Source organism: Polyangium fumosum, from assembly GCF_005144585.1.
GTDB classification, from domain to species: domain Bacteria; phylum Myxococcota_A; class Polyangia; order Polyangiales; family Polyangiaceae; genus Polyangium; species Polyangium fumosum.
Genome location: NZ_SSMQ01000007.1, coordinates 187,963 through 203,624 on the forward strand (window position 1 = coordinate 187,963; position 15,662 = coordinate 203,624).

The following is a 15,662-nucleotide window of genomic DNA, read 5'->3' on the forward strand; positions in this document are numbered from 1 at the left end:
ACCCGGGTCACCTGCGAGGCCGGTCGGTCGGCCGTGGGAGCTGACCCGGGTCACCTGCGAGGCCGGTCGGTCGGTCGTGGAGCTGCCCCGGGTCACCTGCGAGGCCGGTCGGTCGGTCGTGGAGCTGACCCGGGTCACCTGCGAGGCCGGTCGGTCGGTGCGGGACGCTGGTCGGGGTGGCTTGGTGGCGCAGTCGTTGATGTGGTGTGGTTGGCTATGATGGGCGACGAAGGGGCCAACGCGCCTACACGGTCGACAACCTACGCACCTTCACCCGATCTCCGAGCGCTCGATTCCACTCGTTCAACGAAAGAATCATGCAGTCCTTGATGTAGAGAGGAGCCCTCGCCCAGCCCTGCCCCCGAGGGCCGCGCAGCCCAAGCGCCCTGCGCAGCTCATCGGCAGCGGTTCGATAGTACTTTGCCCGCTTCGCGAGCGAAAACGCGTCACACGCGAAAAGGACGATGTACGTGATGCTGGTGCCCGCCGGGAGTTCGTCATCGAGGAGGAGGTGAAGAAACGTATCCTTCGCCTTCGGCGCCAAGCTCTCGTGAATGAGCTTCTTTTGCTTGAAGTCTTCGATCAGGCGCGCGGGCTCTCCCTGCACGTAGGGGTTGTCGGGATCCTTGATCTCGACGAGCCACAGTTCCTTCGTTTCCGGCCAGTGAAATACGAAGTCGACCTTCTTCCAGTGGTTGATCCCGTGCACCTCGTCGTCGAAGCGCCAGGGTCGCGGAACCTCGGAGACGTCGAGTTCGAGGTCGCCTGTGTCCTCGTCCCTCCACCAGCACTCGGTCATTCCTTGGCCCTCCCCAGCACACGAGCGATGTCTTCGTCGTAGAGGCGCAAGTTTTCCTCGTCGATGGCGTTGCGCGTCAACGACTCGGCCCGCTCGGCCACCTCCACCTGGATCTTGTCCTCCTCCCGGTACAGGGCGAAGAAGCGCGCCTCGCCGGGGCGCTGCTGCAGATCCAGCTCCTTGAGGAGGAAATCGCTGTGCGTCGCCAGGAAAACCTGAACGCCGATCTCTCGGGCGAGGTGAAGCAGGAGGTCGACCAGATCCTTGATGCTCACCGGGTTGATGTTCGCTTCCGGTTCGTCCCAGAAGAGGAGGGAGCTCTGGCGGAGGGTCTCATTTTCGATGAGCTGAAGCAGAAGCGCGAACTTGCGTAACCCCTCCGCAAGAAGCGTGAACTCCAGCTTGCCTTGAGCGTTCTTCAGGAAGAAGTGCTCGTTCTCGACCGTGATCTTGCCGCTGATCAAGTTTTCGAGCTTCCTCCGGAGGCTTCGCCTGGAAGCGCTGGGCGCCCCCTTCCCCACGGGAGAGAACGCGCGAACCAGGATGTCGCGGTACGTTTCCTCGAAGTAGATCTCCTTCTGTTCGTAAAGAGCCAGGAACCCTGGCGCATGCGCGAGCATGTCCTTGGGCGGGATGAAGACGGGCTTGCCGTCATCCGAGGTCGGCGCGGGCCAATGGCTCACGAACTCCGAGAACGACGTCTCCGAGTGGTTGCTCGAGAACCGGAAGGAGAGATCGTGACCGTCTCGCACGAGGCGCACGCTGGCGGATTGCGCTTGCTTGGTCCGACGGGCAAGCCGCCCGAGGCGCCGAGGCTCCGGTAGAAAGACACGCAGGAGTTTCTGCGCGATGTCGTTCTGGAAGCGATGCGCTTCGGTCACCGCGTACAGGAGCTTGAGCAGATGGGTCTTGCCCGTCGCATTGGGACCGACAAAGACGTTGAGCCCAGGAACGAAATCCAGCTTCAAGGTCTGGAAGACCGTGAAATTCTCCAGCTCCAGGTGGCTCAGCACGATGTGCTCCTAGTCTCAGCGTTCCGGCTGCGTCAACAAGCCCATGGGGCCGGGGAAGGCTCAACGTCAGCGATACCCGTACTTGCCGAGCGAGTCCGCGACCTCGTGGGCCGTGGGGCGCGCGGCAGGGTCGGGATCCATGCAGCGCTCGAAGAGGAGCGCGAGGCCGCCCTGGAGGCCCTCGACGCGGCGCAGGCCCGTGGGGCGCGGGAGGGTTTGTCCCTGCATGCCGACGAAGATGGGCGGGACGTTGAAGGGGCGCTTGCCCGTGAGGATCTCGTAGGCGATGACGCCGAGGCTGAAGACGTCGGAGTGCGCCTTCCAGTGACGTGAGCCCTGCGCGAGCTCCGGGCCCATGTAGGTCGGGGTGCCGACGAGGATGCCCGTGCGCGTGACCTCCTGCGGCGGCGGCGCAATGCTGCGGCGTGTGGACGGCGGCGAGTCGAGCTCGCGAGGCCGCTCGGAGAGGGGCGGGCGCTCCTGGACTTCGCCCGTGAGGGTGGAGATGCCGAAGTCGACGAGCTTGACCTGCGCATGGCCGTCGGCGTCCTCGGCGACCATGACGTTGCCCGGCTTGAGGTCGCGGTGGATGACGCCCTGCGCGTGCACGGCGGCGAGGCCCGCGGCCATCTGGCGGAGCACCGAGCAGGACCAGGCGACGTCGCGGTAGCGCTCTTTGCAGCGATGGAGCGGCTTGCCCTTGCAAAGCTCCATGACGAGGTACAGCAGGCCCTCGGGCGTGACGTCGACGTCGGCGATCGAGGCGAGGTTCGGGTGGTCGAGGCGGGAGAGGATCTGCGCTTCGCGGACGAAGCGCGCCATCGCGAGCTTGTCGCTGCGGCTCGTGAGGACCTTCATGGCGAAGCGGCGCGTGTCGCGGACACGCTCGACCTCGTAGACGACGCCCATCGCGCCCTGGCCGAGCTCCTCGATGACGCGGTACCGCTCGGCGATGAGGGCGCCGACGTCGAAGCTCGGCGTGGCCGTGACGAGCTCGTCTTCGTCGACCTCGACGTCGGTGCGGAGCGAGGAGAGGAGGCTCGTCGTGTGCTGCTGGATCTTGCGGCGGAGCTCCTCGTTCAGGACCTCGACCTCGGCCTTCTTGGTCTCGATCGTGCGGATCTTGGCCTGCACGTCGCGGCGCATCTGGTCGAGGCCCCGCGCGAGGTCCGCGAACTCGCTCTTCTCGTCGACGGGGATCGGGGTCTTGATGTCGCCCGACGCGAGGCGCGCGGCGGCTTCGAGCAGCACCGCCTGCTCGGCGATGCGCTTCTGGTGGAGCGAGCTTTCGAGCTCGGCGCGGACGGCGCGCGTGGAGACGATGTTGATGGAGAGCTTCTCGCCGAGGGCGTTGAGGAGCGAGAGGTCGGCGTTGTCGAAGTGCCGGCGCGACTCGTCCGTTTCGAGGTAGAGGACGCCGAGGAGCTCGTCCCGCACGAGGAGCGGCGCGGCCATGGCGCTGCGGCGCGTGCCCTCGATGCGCTTCCACACGCGCGCCTCGCGGCGCAGGCGGACCTGCTCGACGAGGTCGTCGAGGTTCGAGGCAACCCCAGCGATGACCGAGGCGAGCGGGCTCTCGGCGCCGCCGGCCTCGCGACCCGCCGCGACTTCGAGATCGGCCCCCGCGACCGCGCCGCCCTCGTGGGTGACGAAGAGGAGAGCCGCACGCGCGCCGAGGAGGCGGATGATCTCGTCGAGCGCGACGCGGGCCTGGCCGCCGCGATCGAGGACCTGCGCCGAGGCGAGGCTGAGCTCGAGGACCCGCGAGGAGCGGCCCATGCGCTCGTGCACCTCGACGAAGCGGCGCGCGAGGATGATGCCGAGCGCGAGGGTGAAGGCAAACATGCCGACGTGCCCGAGCGAGACGTGGTGGCGCGGGACGATGCCGATCGCCTTGAGCACGTCGTACGAGGCCGCCGCGGCGGCCAGGAGGAACCCGCCCGTGAAGATGCGCGCGTCGAGGTTGCCGCGCGTCGCGTGGAGGATCGCGCGGGAGGTCATGAGGAGGATCGTGACGAGGAGGAGGATCTGAAAGGGCAGGAGCGTGCGCAGCACCGGGACGAGCCCGAGCGCGACGAGGAGGGCGGAGCCGAGGAAGTACGCGGCGTGCAGCCCTTGCAGGCCGCGGAGCAGGCGGAAGCGGCCGGGGCCGAAGACGTGCTCGAAGTACGCGGCGAAGAAGATCGGCGTGAGGTAGAGGCTCGCGAGCTCGACGTGGACCCAGAGCAGCGGCGCGTCGACGAGGAGGCCGCGGATGGGCGCGGCGGCGGGGAGGTAGATCCCGAGCGTGACCGCGAGCAGGCCATAGGCGAGGTTCGATTTGTCGCGGCGCTCGGAGAGGAAGAGGCCGAGGACGAAGAGGCCCGCCGACACGAGGAGGATGCCCATCGCGAGCGCGGGGAGGTCGGCGCGGACCGCATCGAGCGCGAGGTCGGCGCGCGGGCCGATCCGCGTGTCGCCGTAGGGCCCGATGTTGACGTGATCGGAGTGGATGCGGAGCGTGAGGGTCTTGCCCGCGAAGTTCGATCCGAGCGGGAGGAAGTGCGGCTTGTAGCCCTGGAAGCGGAGCGCGCCGTCGCCCTCGAACGCGCCGAACCGGTAGACGAGGGTGCCGTCGAGGTACGCCTCGACGATCTGATCGACGCCGCGGAGGTAGAGGACGGGCTCACGCTCGACGTGGCCGACGAGGCGCGTGCGCATCCAGAGGAAACGCTCGCCGTTCCGGCCCTCGGGCGTGGCCTTCGGCGGCAAGGCGCGCCATCCGTCGTTCCCCGTGGGCGTGGCCCAGACGAGCGCGCCCGTGGACTCGCGCGGCGAGTCGCCCCAGCGGTACTCCCACGTGCCCTGGTACGCGTGGCCGTGCGCCTCGACGGCAGAGGGAGCAGGCACGTCCGCGCGCGTGATCGGCGAGGCCGAGAGCATCGCGAGGGCAAGAGTTCCGGCGAAAAGAGTACGCCGGCGCGGCGAACGGGGCATCGCTTGGTCTTGGTCCAGGGGTCCCTCGCGGAAACCGCGAGACTATCAGAGGAGCACCGCCGGCGAACTCACCGCGCGCTCGCCTTCTTGTTCCCCTCGGCCACGGCCTTGCCCGCGATGCGCGCGCGGGCCGCGTGCACGAGCGGCTCGGCCGGCGTCAACGCGTCGACGAGGTCGCCCGCACGCAGCGCCGCTTCCTCGGCCCGCTTCCACGCGGCCGCCGCGCCGATCGTGTTCGGCCCGCTCCGCTGCGCGAGCGTGAGCGCCGACGCGAGGTCCCGCCCGACGCGCTCGATGCGCTGGAGCTCGACGCGACCCGCCCCCGCGAGTTTGGCGGCCGCATACATTGCCCGCACGATGCCGATGAGGTCGCGCACGGCCGCCGCGGGAAAGGGATCTTCACGCCCGGAAATCACCTGAACGAACGTATCGGATTCGTGTCGAAATGGCGAGTCGGCGTGTTTCGTGAGGTTACCGGAGCGAGCCGGTGACCTCTTCCACGGCGCGGCGGAGGACACTCGAAAGGACGATGTCGCGGACGGCGGCAATGTCGCGATAAAGCGGGCGGTCCTCGTCGAGCGTGGGGGAGACGGCGCGGACGGCCGCGTGCGCTCGCTCGACGGCGGCCGAGGAGCGGAGGGGGCGGCGCTGGTCGATGCCCTGGGCGGCCGTGAGGATCTCGATCGCGAGCGAGGTGCGGACGTTCTCGATGACCTGCGCGAGCTTGCGGGCGCTGACGCTGCCCATGCTGACGTGGTCTTCGCGGCCGGCGCTCGAAGGGATCGAGTCGACGCTGGCGGGGTGGCAGAGGACCTTGTTCTCGCTGACGAGCGAGGCGCTCGCGACCTGGGCGATCATGAAGCCGGAGTGCAGGCCGCTCTGGGGCGCGAGGAACGGGGTGAGGCCACTCGAGAGCGCGGGGTTCACGAGCTGCTCGACGCGGCGCTCGCTGATGTTCGCGAGCTCGGCCGCGGCCATGGCCGCGAGGTCGAGCGCGAGCGCGAGCGGCTGGCCGTGGAAATTGCCGCCCGAGAGGAGATCGGCGCCGCCGTCGTCGCGGAGGAAGATGGTGGGGTTGTCGGTGACGCTGTTGATCTCGCGCGTGAGGACGTCGGCGGCCCAGCCGAGGGCGTCACGCGAGGCGCCGTGGACCTGCGGCATGCAGCGGAGCGAGTAGGCGTCCTGCACGCGCGGGCAGTCGGCGTGGCTCTGCATGATCTCGCTGTCGTCGAGCATCGCGCGGAGGTTCGCGGCGCAAGCGGCCTGGCCCGGGTGCGGGCGGACGGCCATGAGGCGCTCGTCGAAGGGGCGCTTCGAGCCCTTGTTCGCTTCGAGGCTCATCGCCCCGGCGACGTCGGCGATCGTGCAGAGGGCGAGCGCGTCGCGCACGGCGAGCGCGCCGACGGCGGCCATGTACTGCGTGCCGTTGATGAGCGCGAGGCCCTCCTTCGCCGCGAGGATCACGGGGCGGAGATGGGCGCGCGCGAGGGCCTCGGCGCTCGTCATGCGCTCGCCGCGGAAGGAGGACTCGCCTTCACCCATGAGCGCGAGCGCGAGGTGCGCGAGCGGCGCGAGGTCACCCGAGGCGCCGACGGATCCTTGCGAGGGGATGCGCGGCGCGATCCCCGCGTTGAGCATGGAGAGGAGCAGATCGACGACCTCGGCACGCACGCCCGAGTAACCAAGCGCGACGACCTGCGCGCGAAGGACCATCATGGCGCGGATCTCGGGCTCGCCGAGATCGGGACCGACGCCAGTCGCGTGGCTGCGCACGAGGTTCTTCTGCAAGGCGATGACGTCGCGCTCGGCGATACGCGTCTCGGCGAGCGCGCCGAAGCCCGTGTTGATGCCGTACACGGCGGGCGCGGCGTCACCCGCCTCGGCGATGGCGTCGACGGCGCGGCGCGAGGCGATGATGCGCGCGCGCGCCTCGGGACAGAGGGCGACGGGGCGGCCGCGACGGCTCACGTCCTCGAGATCGGCGAGGGAGATCGGGCGTCCGACGAGAAGAGGCGAAAGGGTGTGCACGCGCGCCACGTTAGTAAGCGGCACTTTCACGGCAAGGGGGGATCGCCTAAGCTCCCGCCCCCGATGCGGAACGTGCGATCGATCTGCGCGGCGCTCGCGCTCGCGCTCGTGGCCTGCGCAGGCGCGGCCGAACCCGGACCCGGACCAAACACGTCGCCCCCGAGCGGCGAGCCGACGGCCGGGCCGGGTGTGTCGGAAGGTGGGGGACCCGGCGCCGCCGTGAGCTCGCCCGTGGCGAGCAGCCCTCCCAGTGCAGCAGCGCCGGGCCCGTTCGTCTGCAGCTTGCCCGCGCCCGTGAAGAGCGACGACGCGTGCACGAAAGACGCCGACTGCGCGCCCTCGGTGCCGTGCCACGCGCGGGCGTGCGTCGCGGCGTCCCGCGCCGAGCCGCGGAGGCCGGACACGGTCTGCTCGATGATGGCCGACTGCCAGAGCGCCGACGTGAACCCTTGCATGTGCTACGAGGGCCGCTGCGCTCTGGTGCCGAAAGCCAACTGATCTCATGCGTTACTTCGTCAAATTCCCTTCCGGTCGCGAGGTCCCCGTCGATCTGACCGTGCTGCCCTCGGGCGAGATCCGCGCCGAGGTGGAGGGTCGCTCGTTCACGATCGACGCCTACGACCACCAGGGCGCGGTGCACCTCGACCTCGGCGGGCGCTCGGTCGAGCTCTGGATGGAGGGCACGCCCCCCGAGGTCGGCGTCGTCACGTCGTCGCGGCGGTTTTACGCGCGCGTCGAGAACGAACGACTGCGCGCGCTTTCGAGCGTGCAGGGCGGCAAGAGCGGCGGCGGCGAGGGGCTCGTCACGTCGCCGATGCCGGGCCGCGTGCTCAAGGTGCTCGTGGCCGAGGGCGACGAGATCCACGCGGGGCGGCCGCTCGTCGTGGTCGAAGCGATGAAGATGGAGAACGAGCTCGCGTCCACGCGCGACGGTCGGGTGAAGAAGGTCTACGTGACCGCTGGCGCGACCGTCGAGGGGGGTGCCAAGCTCGTCGAGATCGAGTAGACGATGGGGGCTACGCTCGGACAAGCCGAGCTACGCCCCCAAACCCCCGTGAGTCTTCGAAAGCGCCTCCCGCTCGCCCACCTGCCGACCCCCCTCCAGCGCCCGCGGAGGCTCGTCGCCGCGACGGGCATCGACCTCTGGGTCAAGCGCGACGACATGACGGGCGGCGCCGAGGCGGGCAACAAGATCCGCAAGCTCGAGTTCCTGCTCGGCGAGGCCCTCTCGCTCGAGTGCGACACGGTGCTCACCTGCGGGGGCCTGCAATCGAACCACGCCCGCGCCACGGCGCTCGCGGCCGCGTCGCTCGGCCTGCGCGCGGTGCTTTTTTTGAGGACGAACGATCCGTCGCTCGACCCTCCGCTGGAGGGCAACGTGCTGATCGACCGCCTCGCCGGCGCGGAGATCCGGCTCATCACGCCCGAGCAGTACCGGGATCGCGAGCGCATCCTGGACCGGGCCGCCGAGGAGCTGCGGGCCGAAGGGCAGAAGCCGTACGTGATCCCCGAGGGAGGGTCGAACGGGCTCGGCGCGCTCGGGTACGTCGAGGCCATGGGTGAAGTGCGACGGCAGCTCGACCTCGGGCTCGGCGGGGGCAAGGCGTTCGACGCGGTCGTCGTCGCGTGTGGATCGGGCGGCACGGCGGCGGGCGCTGCGCTCGGCGCGGCGCTGCACGGGGTGGCGAGCGAGGTCGTGGCCGTCGCGGTCTGCGATGATGCGCCCACGTTCGAGGCGCGGATCGAGGGCATCGTCCGCGAGGCGCGTTCGCTCGACCCGCGCCTGCCGGAGCCCGTACGCATGACGGTCGACGACGCCCACAAGGGCCCGGCCTACGCGGTGAGCACGCCCGAGCAACGGCGCCTGATCACGAGCGTGGCGGGTTTGTCCGGGATGGTGCTCGACCCGGTGTACACGGGCAAGGCGTTCTCGGCGCTGATGGATCTCGCAGGCGCGGGCGGGCCGCTCGCCGGCAAGCGGATCCTGTTCGTGCACACGGGCGGCTTGCCGGGGCTCCTGGCGCAAGGGGCGACATTCGAAGACGCGCTCGGTCTCGACTGAAGAACCAAAGAAGAAAGAGGCGAACCCATGCTCGCGCGCGTCCTCGAACCCGAGGTCATGGACACCCCCGAGGAGGCCCGTGACTACGACGCCATGGACCACGCCGCGGTGAACCGCGCGTTCTGCGAGGATGTGCTCGCGGTCCTCCCGACCCCGAAGCGCGTGCTCGACGTCGGGACGGGCACGGCGCGGATCCCGATCGAGCTCTGCGCGCGCTCACCGGGCGCCGAGGTCGTGGCCATCGACCTCGCCGAGCACATGCTCACGCTCGCGCGGGAAAACATCACGCGCGCGGGCCTCGCCTCCCGCGTGACCGTCGCGAAGATCGACGCGAAGGCCCTGCCCTACCCCGACGGATCCTTCGGCGCCGTCGTGTCGAACTCGATCATCCACCACATCCCCGAGCCCGCGCAGGTCCTCGCCGAGATGTGGCGCGTGACCTCCCGCGGCGGCCTGCTCTTCGTGCGCGACCTGCACCGGCCCGAAACCGAAGCCGAGATCGATCACCTCGTCGCGCTCCACGGCGGCGAACGCCCTGCCGATCCTGCCGCCGTGCCCTCGTTCGAGCACCAACGATTTCTCTTCCGCGCCTCGCTCGCCGCGGCGCTCACCGTCTCGGAGGTCGCCGCGTTCGTGGCGCCGCTCGGAATCGCGGCGTCGGCCGTGCGGAAGACGAGCGATCGGCACTGGACGCTCTCCGCCGTCAAAGCCTGACGACGAAGAGCGTTCCGCGCGCGAGGTGGTTCAGGGGTGGATGTGCACCACGGTGCCTTCGCCCGTGGATTCGCTCGCCTGCACGCCGTGCCAGTCCGTGGGGAGCGGCGGATCGGTCCACATGAAGACGCGGCGCGCGTCGATCGGCGAGAGGTTGATGCAGCCGTGGCTCCGGGGCTTGCCGTACTCGTCGTGCCACGGCGCCGCGTGAAGCGCGTAGCCCGCCTCGAAGTACTGCACCCACGGGACGTCACGCAGCTCGAACTTGTTGCCGACCTCGTGCGAGTCCATCGTGGTCGTGACGTGTTTCTCGCGGATCTTGAAGGTGCCGCGCACGGTCGAGTACGTCTTCTTGGGATCCCCGAGCCCGTCGCGGCCCGTCGCCACCGCCGTCGCGTAGACCGGCTTCGTCCCCTCGTACAGGATGAGGATCTGGCTCAGGATCGAGATGTCGATCCACTTCTTCGTCTTCGCCGCGAAGCTCGGCAGCTCCGAGGGTTTGACCGCGATCGCCACGTCGCTGTCCTTGATCCACGTCCCGTCCTTGGCCTCGACGAGGCGCGTCTCGCCGATCCGCATGCTCTTGCCCGTGAGCTGGATGGGTGTGTGGAACGCGAGCTTGCCCGCCTTCTCCAGCGAACGCTTGCTCGTGTCGTACTTGTACGCGTCGGGCACGCGCACGAACGCGAGCGGCAGCTCCCAGCCCTTGCGCATGTCGACGCCGTGGAACGTCGATCCCCGCGCAGGCTTGAGCTTCGACGTCGGCACGAGGCGCGCATCCGTGGTCATCGCGAAGCGCCGGTCGTTGTCGCCGACGAACGTGCCGATGAGCGCGAGGCCCGCGTGCCGCGCGACGCGGTTCGTGATGATCGCGTAGTCGGGAACCTTGAACGTCGAGATGTTCGGGATCTTGCGGCCGCCCTGGAAAAACCAGGGGATCGCGTCGTTCCCGTCGCCGCCGTAGAGCTCCTGATCCGGGAGGTCGGGCGCCTCGGTCGGCGGCTCGCCGATCGCGTTGCCCTCGGCGTCGAGCGGCACGTCGTTCGCGCCGACCTCGATCGCGTCCCACTTCTTCTGGAGGCGCTTGTAGCTGCGGAGGTGCTCCTTGAGGCGCATCTCGTACTGGAACTGCTCGGCCTTCGTCGCAGGCCGGTAGTAGTTCGGCGCGATGGCTCGTACGAACGCGTAAGGGTACGGCATCGGCTTCGCGAGGTCCGGCCGACGCGTGAGCGCCCGCAAGATCGGGTGCTTCATGTCGATCGAGGCGCTGCCCTCGGCGCAGATGTATCCAGCCGGCAGGACGCGGTAATACCCGCCCTGGCAGTCGTCGAACGCGGCCGGCTTCTCCCCGCGCACCGCGGTCGCGCCCGCGCGCAGGTAGCCGATCTTCGGCGACCTCCGATCCGGCTTCAGGTAGACGGGCGCCGCCATTTCCACGGCGCCGATGCGGGGGCCGCCCTCCTTGGGGACCGTCGCCGGATCCGCCGCGACCTGCTCCGCAGGCGCGGACAAGCTGACGATGCCCTCGGGAGAGCCCTTGCCCTTGCACCCGGCGAGCACAAGCACACCGAGGGCCAGGAGGGAGAGCCGCTTGCGTGCGTCCATGGGGCCCGGATGCCGGAAGTCAGCCGCGAGGGCCAAGTTTTGAACCCGAGCCCCGGAACGACGGTCCCGACGGACTCCGCACCAAAGGACGCTCGAAGAGCTTGCGCAGGGGCAAACTTCCCGCTAGGTTGCTGGCCCCCGCGTCGAAAACGCGGCGTGCGCCACTAGCTCAGCTGGATAGAGCGTCGGCCTCCGGAGCCGAAGGCCAGTGGTTCGAATCCACTGTGGCGCGCAGAGTCCTCACCACATCTCGTTCATCACAACGAGGAGCACGTCGGTGCTCCGTGGCTTGACGGGCCATCCATCACCGGCAGCCCGATGCCGAGCACCGTCGCGTCCGGCGCGAACGACGCGAGCATCGAGAGCGCCTGCGGCCCGTTGACGGCCACGGCCACGGACCATCCCTGCGCGCGGATCATGTCTGCGAGCAACGTCGCTGCGTCCTCCGTCATCGCTCCGCGCGGTCGAGACGCGAACGCCCACGCGGGCGCTCCCTGCGCATCGGGTGCGGGTCGTCGATGACGATGGCGAGACGATCGTCGCCGCCGTGCGCGACACGGGCGCGGACATGAGCGCGGAGCTGCTCGTGCGGGTCTTCGAGCCGTTCGTGCAAGGCGCGCAGAGCATGGAGCGCAGCGCAGACGGGCTCGGCATCGGCCTGACGCTCGTGAAGAGCTTGGTGTCGCTGCACGACGGCGAGGTGTCGGCGAACAGCGACAGTTTGGGTCATGGCAGCAGGATTGAGCCGACACCTCGATGCTCCCGCCGGGCTCGGTGTACTTCGCCGCGTTCGTGAAGAGGTGCGCGAAGACCTGCGCGAGCCTGTCGGGATCCGCGTGCACGACGGGTCCGATCCGCGGCACGTTCATGGTCACGTGGCGGCGACGTTTTTCGAGCAGCGGGCTCGCCATCTCGAGCGCCCGCATGAGCACCGGTTCGAGCTCGGTGGGGCGCTTCGAGAGTGAAAGAAGGCCACGCGCGCCGTCGCTCGCTCGGCGTTTTGCCGCGCCAAGCGCTCATTTTCGTGGGCTTCGCGCATGGTGCGCGATCGCCACGTTGCGCTCGTTCGTGAACCAACGGATGAGCACGCCCCTCCCGAGAAAAACAACCAGGCTCGTGACCTTTTCAGCCCACCCGCCGAGGAGCAGTTCATCGTACCGAAGGAAAAACCAGGCCACGCTGGAGCCGCCGACGAGCGTCGGCAAGCATACCGGCACGGAACTCACCATACCAGCCGCTCAATACCACGGCGAAGAACAACGTGATGAACGGGACGGCATTACCGACGGCCGGCATCAGCAATGCATGCGCGCCGAGGCCGAGTCCGGCCGATAAGAGCGCCACGGCGTAACGTTTCCACGCCGTGACGGTCGAAGGCACCTCCGTGCGGTTCAATACCGTACTTCGTGGCTCCACGATATTCCGGCGATCGGAACGAAATGGCTACGGATCTCGCGACAGCGCGATTCTGGTCGAACCGCGGCGCCCTGCGAGGAGAGACCGGCTGTGGAATGGATGGAAAGGAAACCCGTTTGAGCAAAAACGGATGCTGGGGAGGGACGAAACGCTCAGCGCCCGAGCGTCCGGACGGTCAGGGCGCTTTGACGTCCTCGAAGTTCGTCCTCGCGGCAATGTGCTCCTCGCTCAGGTTGAGCAGGATGGGAAGGGTCTCGCATTGCCAATCGTCGTCAGCGATACGGCGCACGGTGACGCGGCCGGGGACGAGGTTGTAAACCGCGTCGACGATATCCATGATGACGTAGAACCCGTTCGAGTTGCAGAAGCGCATCTTGACGAAGTCCATCGTCGTCTCGGTGACGGACTGCCGGGGGAGGACCTTCGCGAGCTCCTCGAGGTACGTGTGGAGGTAGCGGTAGGGGTTGTCCACCCGGATGACGCCCTCGAACGTCAGGATCAGGTGATGATCATCGAGCTTCGCGACCGAGTGGAACACGCTCAGTCCGCCGTCCATGATTTCACCATAGGTGAGGACCTTCATGCGAAACCTCTCATCGGGAATAGCGCTTTGACAACGAGGAACCCCTGCTCGTACTCAGCCGTGAGCTTGAACTTGCTCTCCGCGGTGAGCCGCATGAGGCCGAGGCCTCCCTTCGCCTTGTCGATACGCCGGCGATAGACCGTGTCAGCGAGGAGCTTGCGCGGGTCCTCGGCGTTGGCGATGATGGTGAAGCGATCGCGGACGGCTTTGAACTCGTCTTCCGTGGCGGGATTCGCCACGGTGATCATGAGCTCGTCGCCGTCGATCTTCAGGTCGACGCGCAATGCGCCGTCCCGGATCGAGCAGTGCTCCATCACGTTGGTGACCAGCTCGATGACGACCACGTTCGCCTTCGAGCAGATCTGCCGCGGGTAAAACATCCCCAAAAGGTCGAAGAGAAAGTTCCCGAGCAGGCCTGCCACGTCTCCGGCCACGTGATCGAGCGGCGCGATGGAAATCGACGCTCCGACGGCCGTCTGCGTCCGGTTGCCCCCGGCGCTCATTTAGCGCACCTTCGCATGATGAGGAGCGTGATGTCGTCGATGTCCTCGGCCCTGAAGGACGTATAGTCGTCCACACATCTCTTCAGGATATCCTGGACGGGTTCTTCGCTATGCCGCGCGATGATGTCGTTGAGACGTTGCACGGTATAACCCTTTCCCTCTGCATCTAAAGCCTCGACCATACCATCCGTGTACAGCGCCAGGACGTCTCCCTGCTCGAACGGCAGCTCGAACTCACGGAATGGTTTGGTCCTCAAACCGATGTAATTGCCCACCCTGTTGAACGTTCGCTGCATCCCGTGCCGGACCAGAAGCCCATATCCGCCTCCGGAAACGTACCGGATGAACCGATCGCTGAACACAACGAAGTTCACCGTGGCATACCGCCTCACTCCACGGAGGAAGGCATACGACGCACGGTTGACCCAATCCACGATCGCGCTCGGGCTGTCGGAACGCCGCGTCGCATTCTCGATCTGCGCCTTCAAGAAGGACATGATGAGCGCCGACGACACCCCGTGCCCCGAGATGTCGAACACGCTGACCGCGAAGCGTTCCCCGGGTAGCTGGGAAAAATCGTAGTAATCTCCTCCAACCTCCGCGAGCTGCTTGTGGTAGATGGCGATTTCCAGCTCCGCGGAAAGCGCGGACGCGTCTGGCAAAAGCGCCTGCTGGATCCCTCGGGCAACTTCGAGGTCCTCGCTCAGGGTTCGGTGCTGAAGCTCGAGCTCGTTCTCGATGCGCGTCGCGTGCTCGAGCGTGAGCTCGTGCACCACGGACATCTCGTCGATGTCGGCTCGGAGGCGCTCGCATTGCTCGACCAAGCCTCGACACCGGGCAAGGAGCTCGAGAGCCCCCCCCTCGCGTGCGAGCAAAGCCTTGCAAGCAGCGTCGTCCGATAGGAGCGCCTTGACGGCTTCGAGATCCGTCTGCTCCGACCGAGCTTCGGCCACCGGATCCGACGAGCTGTCCTTCGATGCGGTCATCGTTCGAAGAAATCCTCTGACGCGGACGCCCTACGTTCCCCTCTCCTATCAGTCACAGAAGATCATCTCGAAGTTCTGGTTGAACTTCTTGAGGTTCGGGAGCGATTTGCCCTGCCACGGAATGGCCTTCGAGCCCCGGACGACGAGCTGCACGTCCCCTTTCTTCCGCATGGCGATGGCGAACTTGTAGAGCACGTTGATGCCCGAGCTGTTCAGGAAGTTCAGCGTGCGCATGTCGATCGTGATCGACTTCGCGTTGCCCAGGAGGACCTTCTCGAGCAGATCCTCGATCGGCTGGTATTCCTGCGGCCCGCCGAGGCGCAAGATACCCTCGAAGTAGACCGTGACCTCCGCGGGGTCGTACCAGACTCGATAGTTTCCACCTTTGATTTCCATTCTCGCCCTTTCCTTCAAGATGGGCAGCCGCGCCATCGTCCTAATGCAAGTGTTCTGCGCTGAGACCGGATCGAGCTTCCACCCCAGGCTCACGCCATAATCGCTCATGATGATGAGATACCCGAGGCCGGAGCCCGTCGCCTCGACGTCCTCGGCGTTGGCCTCGGCCTGGCGACGCAGAAGCTCGCCCGGATCCTCACGCGAGAGCTCGAGCAGCTTCTCCCGCAGCGGAGGGACTTCACCGTTGGCGATGTGGTTGCTCACCAGGCACACCAGATCTTCCTTGCCAATCCCAACCGTGACGTTGATGTCACCGCTGCGGTTGAACTTGACGGCGTTTTCCACGAGCTCGTTCAACACATAGCTCACCGCGCCGCTGACCTCCGCCCGGCTGATGAGCTTCCCGTCGTTGTCCGCATCCGGAAAGAGCTCGGCGAAGTACTCCGCCATGAAGTTCGCCGTGAGGTTGCAGAGGCTCCACCGCACCGCGAACGAATCCGGGTACAGGGTCAACGACATGTGCTCGCTGAACGAATCGTCCAGCGAATAGACGCCAATGATCTCACTCATAGTGTTGCCGG

The 15,662-nt window shown here is 67.5% G+C and carries 17 protein-coding genes and 1 tRNA gene; 5 read left to right on the forward strand and 13 right to left on the reverse strand.

Going from position 1 to position 15,662, the window contains the following annotated elements; genetic code table 11:
- Positions 1-244: 244 nt before the first annotated feature.
- The 6 genes from E8A74_RS09380 to E8A74_RS54670 all read right to left on the reverse strand — a co-directional run bounded on the left by E8A74_RS09380 (position 245) and on the right by E8A74_RS54670 (position 7,271).
- Positions 245-799, reverse strand: a complete 555-nt coding sequence (locus tag E8A74_RS09380) for a hypothetical protein (protein WP_136928612.1) — start codon at positions 797-799, stop codon at positions 245-247.
- Positions 796-1,812 (reverse strand): AAA family ATPase, encoded by a 1,017-nt coding sequence (locus E8A74_RS09385; RefSeq protein WP_136928613.1) that lies wholly within the window; start codon positions 1,810-1,812, stop codon positions 796-798. Before E8A74_RS09385 ends, E8A74_RS09380 begins: the two co-directional genes overlap by 4 nt.
- A 66-nt stretch (positions 1,813-1,878) precedes the next feature.
- The gene (locus tag E8A74_RS09390; protein ID WP_170228993.1) at positions 1,879-4,734 is read right to left on the reverse strand and encodes a protein kinase domain-containing protein; all 2,856 of its coding nucleotides are present in this window, start codon (positions 4,732-4,734) and stop codon (positions 1,879-1,881) included.
- A 122-nt stretch (positions 4,735-4,856) separates the two neighbouring features.
- Positions 4,857-5,204 carry a hypothetical protein gene (locus E8A74_RS09395; RefSeq protein WP_136928615.1) on the reverse strand — a complete coding sequence of 116 codons (348 nt, stop codon included), beginning with the start codon at positions 5,202-5,204 and terminating at the stop codon, positions 4,857-4,859.
- Positions 5,205-5,259: 55 nt separating this feature from the next.
- Positions 5,260-6,816, reverse strand: coding sequence for a histidine ammonia-lyase (gene hutH, locus E8A74_RS09400; RefSeq protein WP_232379456.1), 1,557 nt, complete (start codon positions 6,814-6,816; stop codon positions 5,260-5,262).
- 26 nt (positions 6,817-6,842) lie between these two features.
- Positions 6,843-7,271 carry a hypothetical protein gene (locus E8A74_RS54670; RefSeq protein WP_232379457.1) on the reverse strand — a complete coding sequence of 143 codons (429 nt, stop codon included), beginning with the start codon at positions 7,269-7,271 and terminating at the stop codon, positions 6,843-6,845.
- Between the two features lie 47 nt (positions 7,272-7,318).
- On the opposite strand from E8A74_RS54670, the gene E8A74_RS09405 reads away from it, so the two are divergent.
- The 3 genes from E8A74_RS09405 to E8A74_RS09415 are packed head-to-tail and all read left to right on the forward strand — an operon-like array spanning position 7,319 to position 9,592.
- Positions 7,319-7,822, forward strand: a complete 504-nt coding sequence (locus E8A74_RS09405) for an acyl-CoA carboxylase biotin carboxyl carrier protein subunit (protein WP_136928617.1) — start codon at positions 7,319-7,321, stop codon at positions 7,820-7,822.
- A gap of 48 nt (positions 7,823-7,870) precedes the next feature.
- Positions 7,871-8,878, forward strand: a complete 1,008-nt coding sequence (locus tag E8A74_RS09410; protein WP_232379458.1) for a pyridoxal-phosphate dependent enzyme — start codon at positions 7,871-7,873, stop codon at positions 8,876-8,878.
- Positions 8,879-8,905: 27 nt separating this feature from the next.
- Entirely contained in the window at positions 8,906-9,592 is a 687-nt protein-coding gene (locus tag E8A74_RS09415) for a class I SAM-dependent methyltransferase (protein ID WP_136928619.1), read from the forward strand.
- Between the two features lie 30 nt (positions 9,593-9,622).
- Here E8A74_RS09415 and E8A74_RS09420 read toward each other — a convergent pair whose 3' ends face one another.
- Positions 9,623-11,197 (reverse strand): L,D-transpeptidase, encoded by a 1,575-nt coding sequence (locus tag E8A74_RS09420; RefSeq protein WP_136928620.1) that lies wholly within the window; start codon positions 11,195-11,197, stop codon positions 9,623-9,625.
- Positions 11,198-11,355: 158 nt separating this feature from the next.
- Here E8A74_RS09420 and E8A74_RS09425 point away from each other — a divergent pair.
- Positions 11,356-11,429: transfer RNA gene (locus E8A74_RS09425), tRNA-Arg, on the forward strand.
- 25 nt (positions 11,430-11,454) lie between these two features.
- On the opposite strand, the gene E8A74_RS09430 is transcribed toward E8A74_RS09425, so the two are convergent.
- A complete protein-coding gene (locus tag E8A74_RS09430; RefSeq protein WP_136928621.1) occupies positions 11,455-11,649 on the reverse strand; it encodes a response regulator transcription factor in 195 nt (64 codons plus the stop codon).
- Positions 11,650-11,702: 53 nt separating this feature from the next.
- On the opposite strand from E8A74_RS09430, the gene E8A74_RS09435 reads away from it, so the two are divergent.
- Positions 11,703-11,993, forward strand: coding sequence for an ATP-binding protein (locus E8A74_RS09435; protein WP_232379459.1), 291 nt, complete (start codon positions 11,703-11,705; stop codon positions 11,991-11,993).
- A gap of 353 nt (positions 11,994-12,346) precedes the next feature.
- On the opposite strand, the gene E8A74_RS09440 is transcribed toward E8A74_RS09435, so the two are convergent.
- The 5 genes from E8A74_RS09440 to E8A74_RS09460 form a co-directional block, all read right to left on the reverse strand.
- On the reverse strand, positions 12,347-12,541 hold the full coding sequence (locus E8A74_RS09440) for a hypothetical protein (RefSeq protein WP_170228994.1): 195 nt from the start codon (positions 12,539-12,541) through the stop codon (positions 12,347-12,349).
- Between the two features lie 247 nt (positions 12,542-12,788).
- Positions 12,789-13,196, reverse strand: a complete 408-nt coding sequence (locus E8A74_RS09445; RefSeq protein ID WP_136928624.1) for a hypothetical protein — start codon at positions 13,194-13,196, stop codon at positions 12,789-12,791.
- A complete protein-coding gene (locus tag E8A74_RS09450; protein ID WP_136928625.1) occupies positions 13,193-13,699 on the reverse strand; it encodes an ATP-binding protein in 507 nt (168 codons plus the stop codon). The genes E8A74_RS09445 and E8A74_RS09450 overlap by 4 nt, the downstream gene beginning before the upstream one ends.
- A complete protein-coding gene (locus E8A74_RS09455; protein WP_232379460.1) occupies positions 13,696-14,481 on the reverse strand; it encodes a PP2C family protein-serine/threonine phosphatase in 786 nt (261 codons plus the stop codon). The genes E8A74_RS09450 and E8A74_RS09455 overlap by 4 nt, the downstream gene beginning before the upstream one ends.
- A gap of 252 nt (positions 14,482-14,733) precedes the next feature.
- Entirely contained in the window at positions 14,734-15,651 is a 918-nt protein-coding gene (locus E8A74_RS09460) for a slr1658 superfamily regulator (protein WP_136928627.1), read from the reverse strand.
- Between the last annotated feature and the right edge of the window lie 11 nt (positions 15,652-15,662).

Bases quoted from the DNA above. Each gene is read 5' to 3' on its own strand.
- E8A74_RS09380 (WP_136928612.1), bottom strand. From the start codon at position 799: ATGACCGAGTGCTGGTGGAGGGACGAGGACACAGGCGACCTCGAACTC.
- E8A74_RS09390 (WP_170228993.1), bottom strand. From the start codon at position 4,734: ATGCTCTCGGCCTCGCCGATCACGCGCGCGGACGTGCCTGCTCCCTCT.
- E8A74_RS54670 (WP_232379457.1), bottom strand. From the start codon at position 7,271: ATGCAAGGGTTCACGTCGGCGCTCTGGCAGTCGGCCATCATCGAGCAG.
- E8A74_RS09405 (WP_136928617.1), top strand. From the start codon at position 7,319: ATGCGTTACTTCGTCAAATTCCCTTCCGGTCGCGAGGTCCCCGTCGAT.
- E8A74_RS09415 (WP_136928619.1), top strand. From the start codon at position 8,906: ATGCTCGCGCGCGTCCTCGAACCCGAGGTCATGGACACCCCCGAGGAG.
- E8A74_RS09420 (WP_136928620.1), bottom strand. From the start codon at position 11,197: ATGGACGCACGCAAGCGGCTCTCCCTCCTGGCCCTCGGTGTGCTTGTG.
- E8A74_RS09430 (WP_136928621.1), bottom strand. From the start codon at position 11,649: ATGACGGAGGACGCAGCGACGTTGCTCGCAGACATGATCCGCGCGCAG.
- E8A74_RS09445 (WP_136928624.1), bottom strand. From the start codon at position 13,196: ATGAAGGTCCTCACCTATGGTGAAATCATGGACGGCGGACTGAGCGTG.
- E8A74_RS09450 (WP_136928625.1), bottom strand. From the start codon at position 13,699: ATGAGCGCCGGGGGCAACCGGACGCAGACGGCCGTCGGAGCGTCGATT.
- E8A74_RS09455 (WP_232379460.1), bottom strand. From the start codon at position 14,481: ATGTCCGTGGTGCACGAGCTCACGCTCGAGCACGCGACGCGCATCGAG.
- E8A74_RS09460 (WP_136928627.1), bottom strand. From the start codon at position 15,651: ATGAGTGAGATCATTGGCGTCTATTCGCTGGACGATTCGTTCAGCGAG.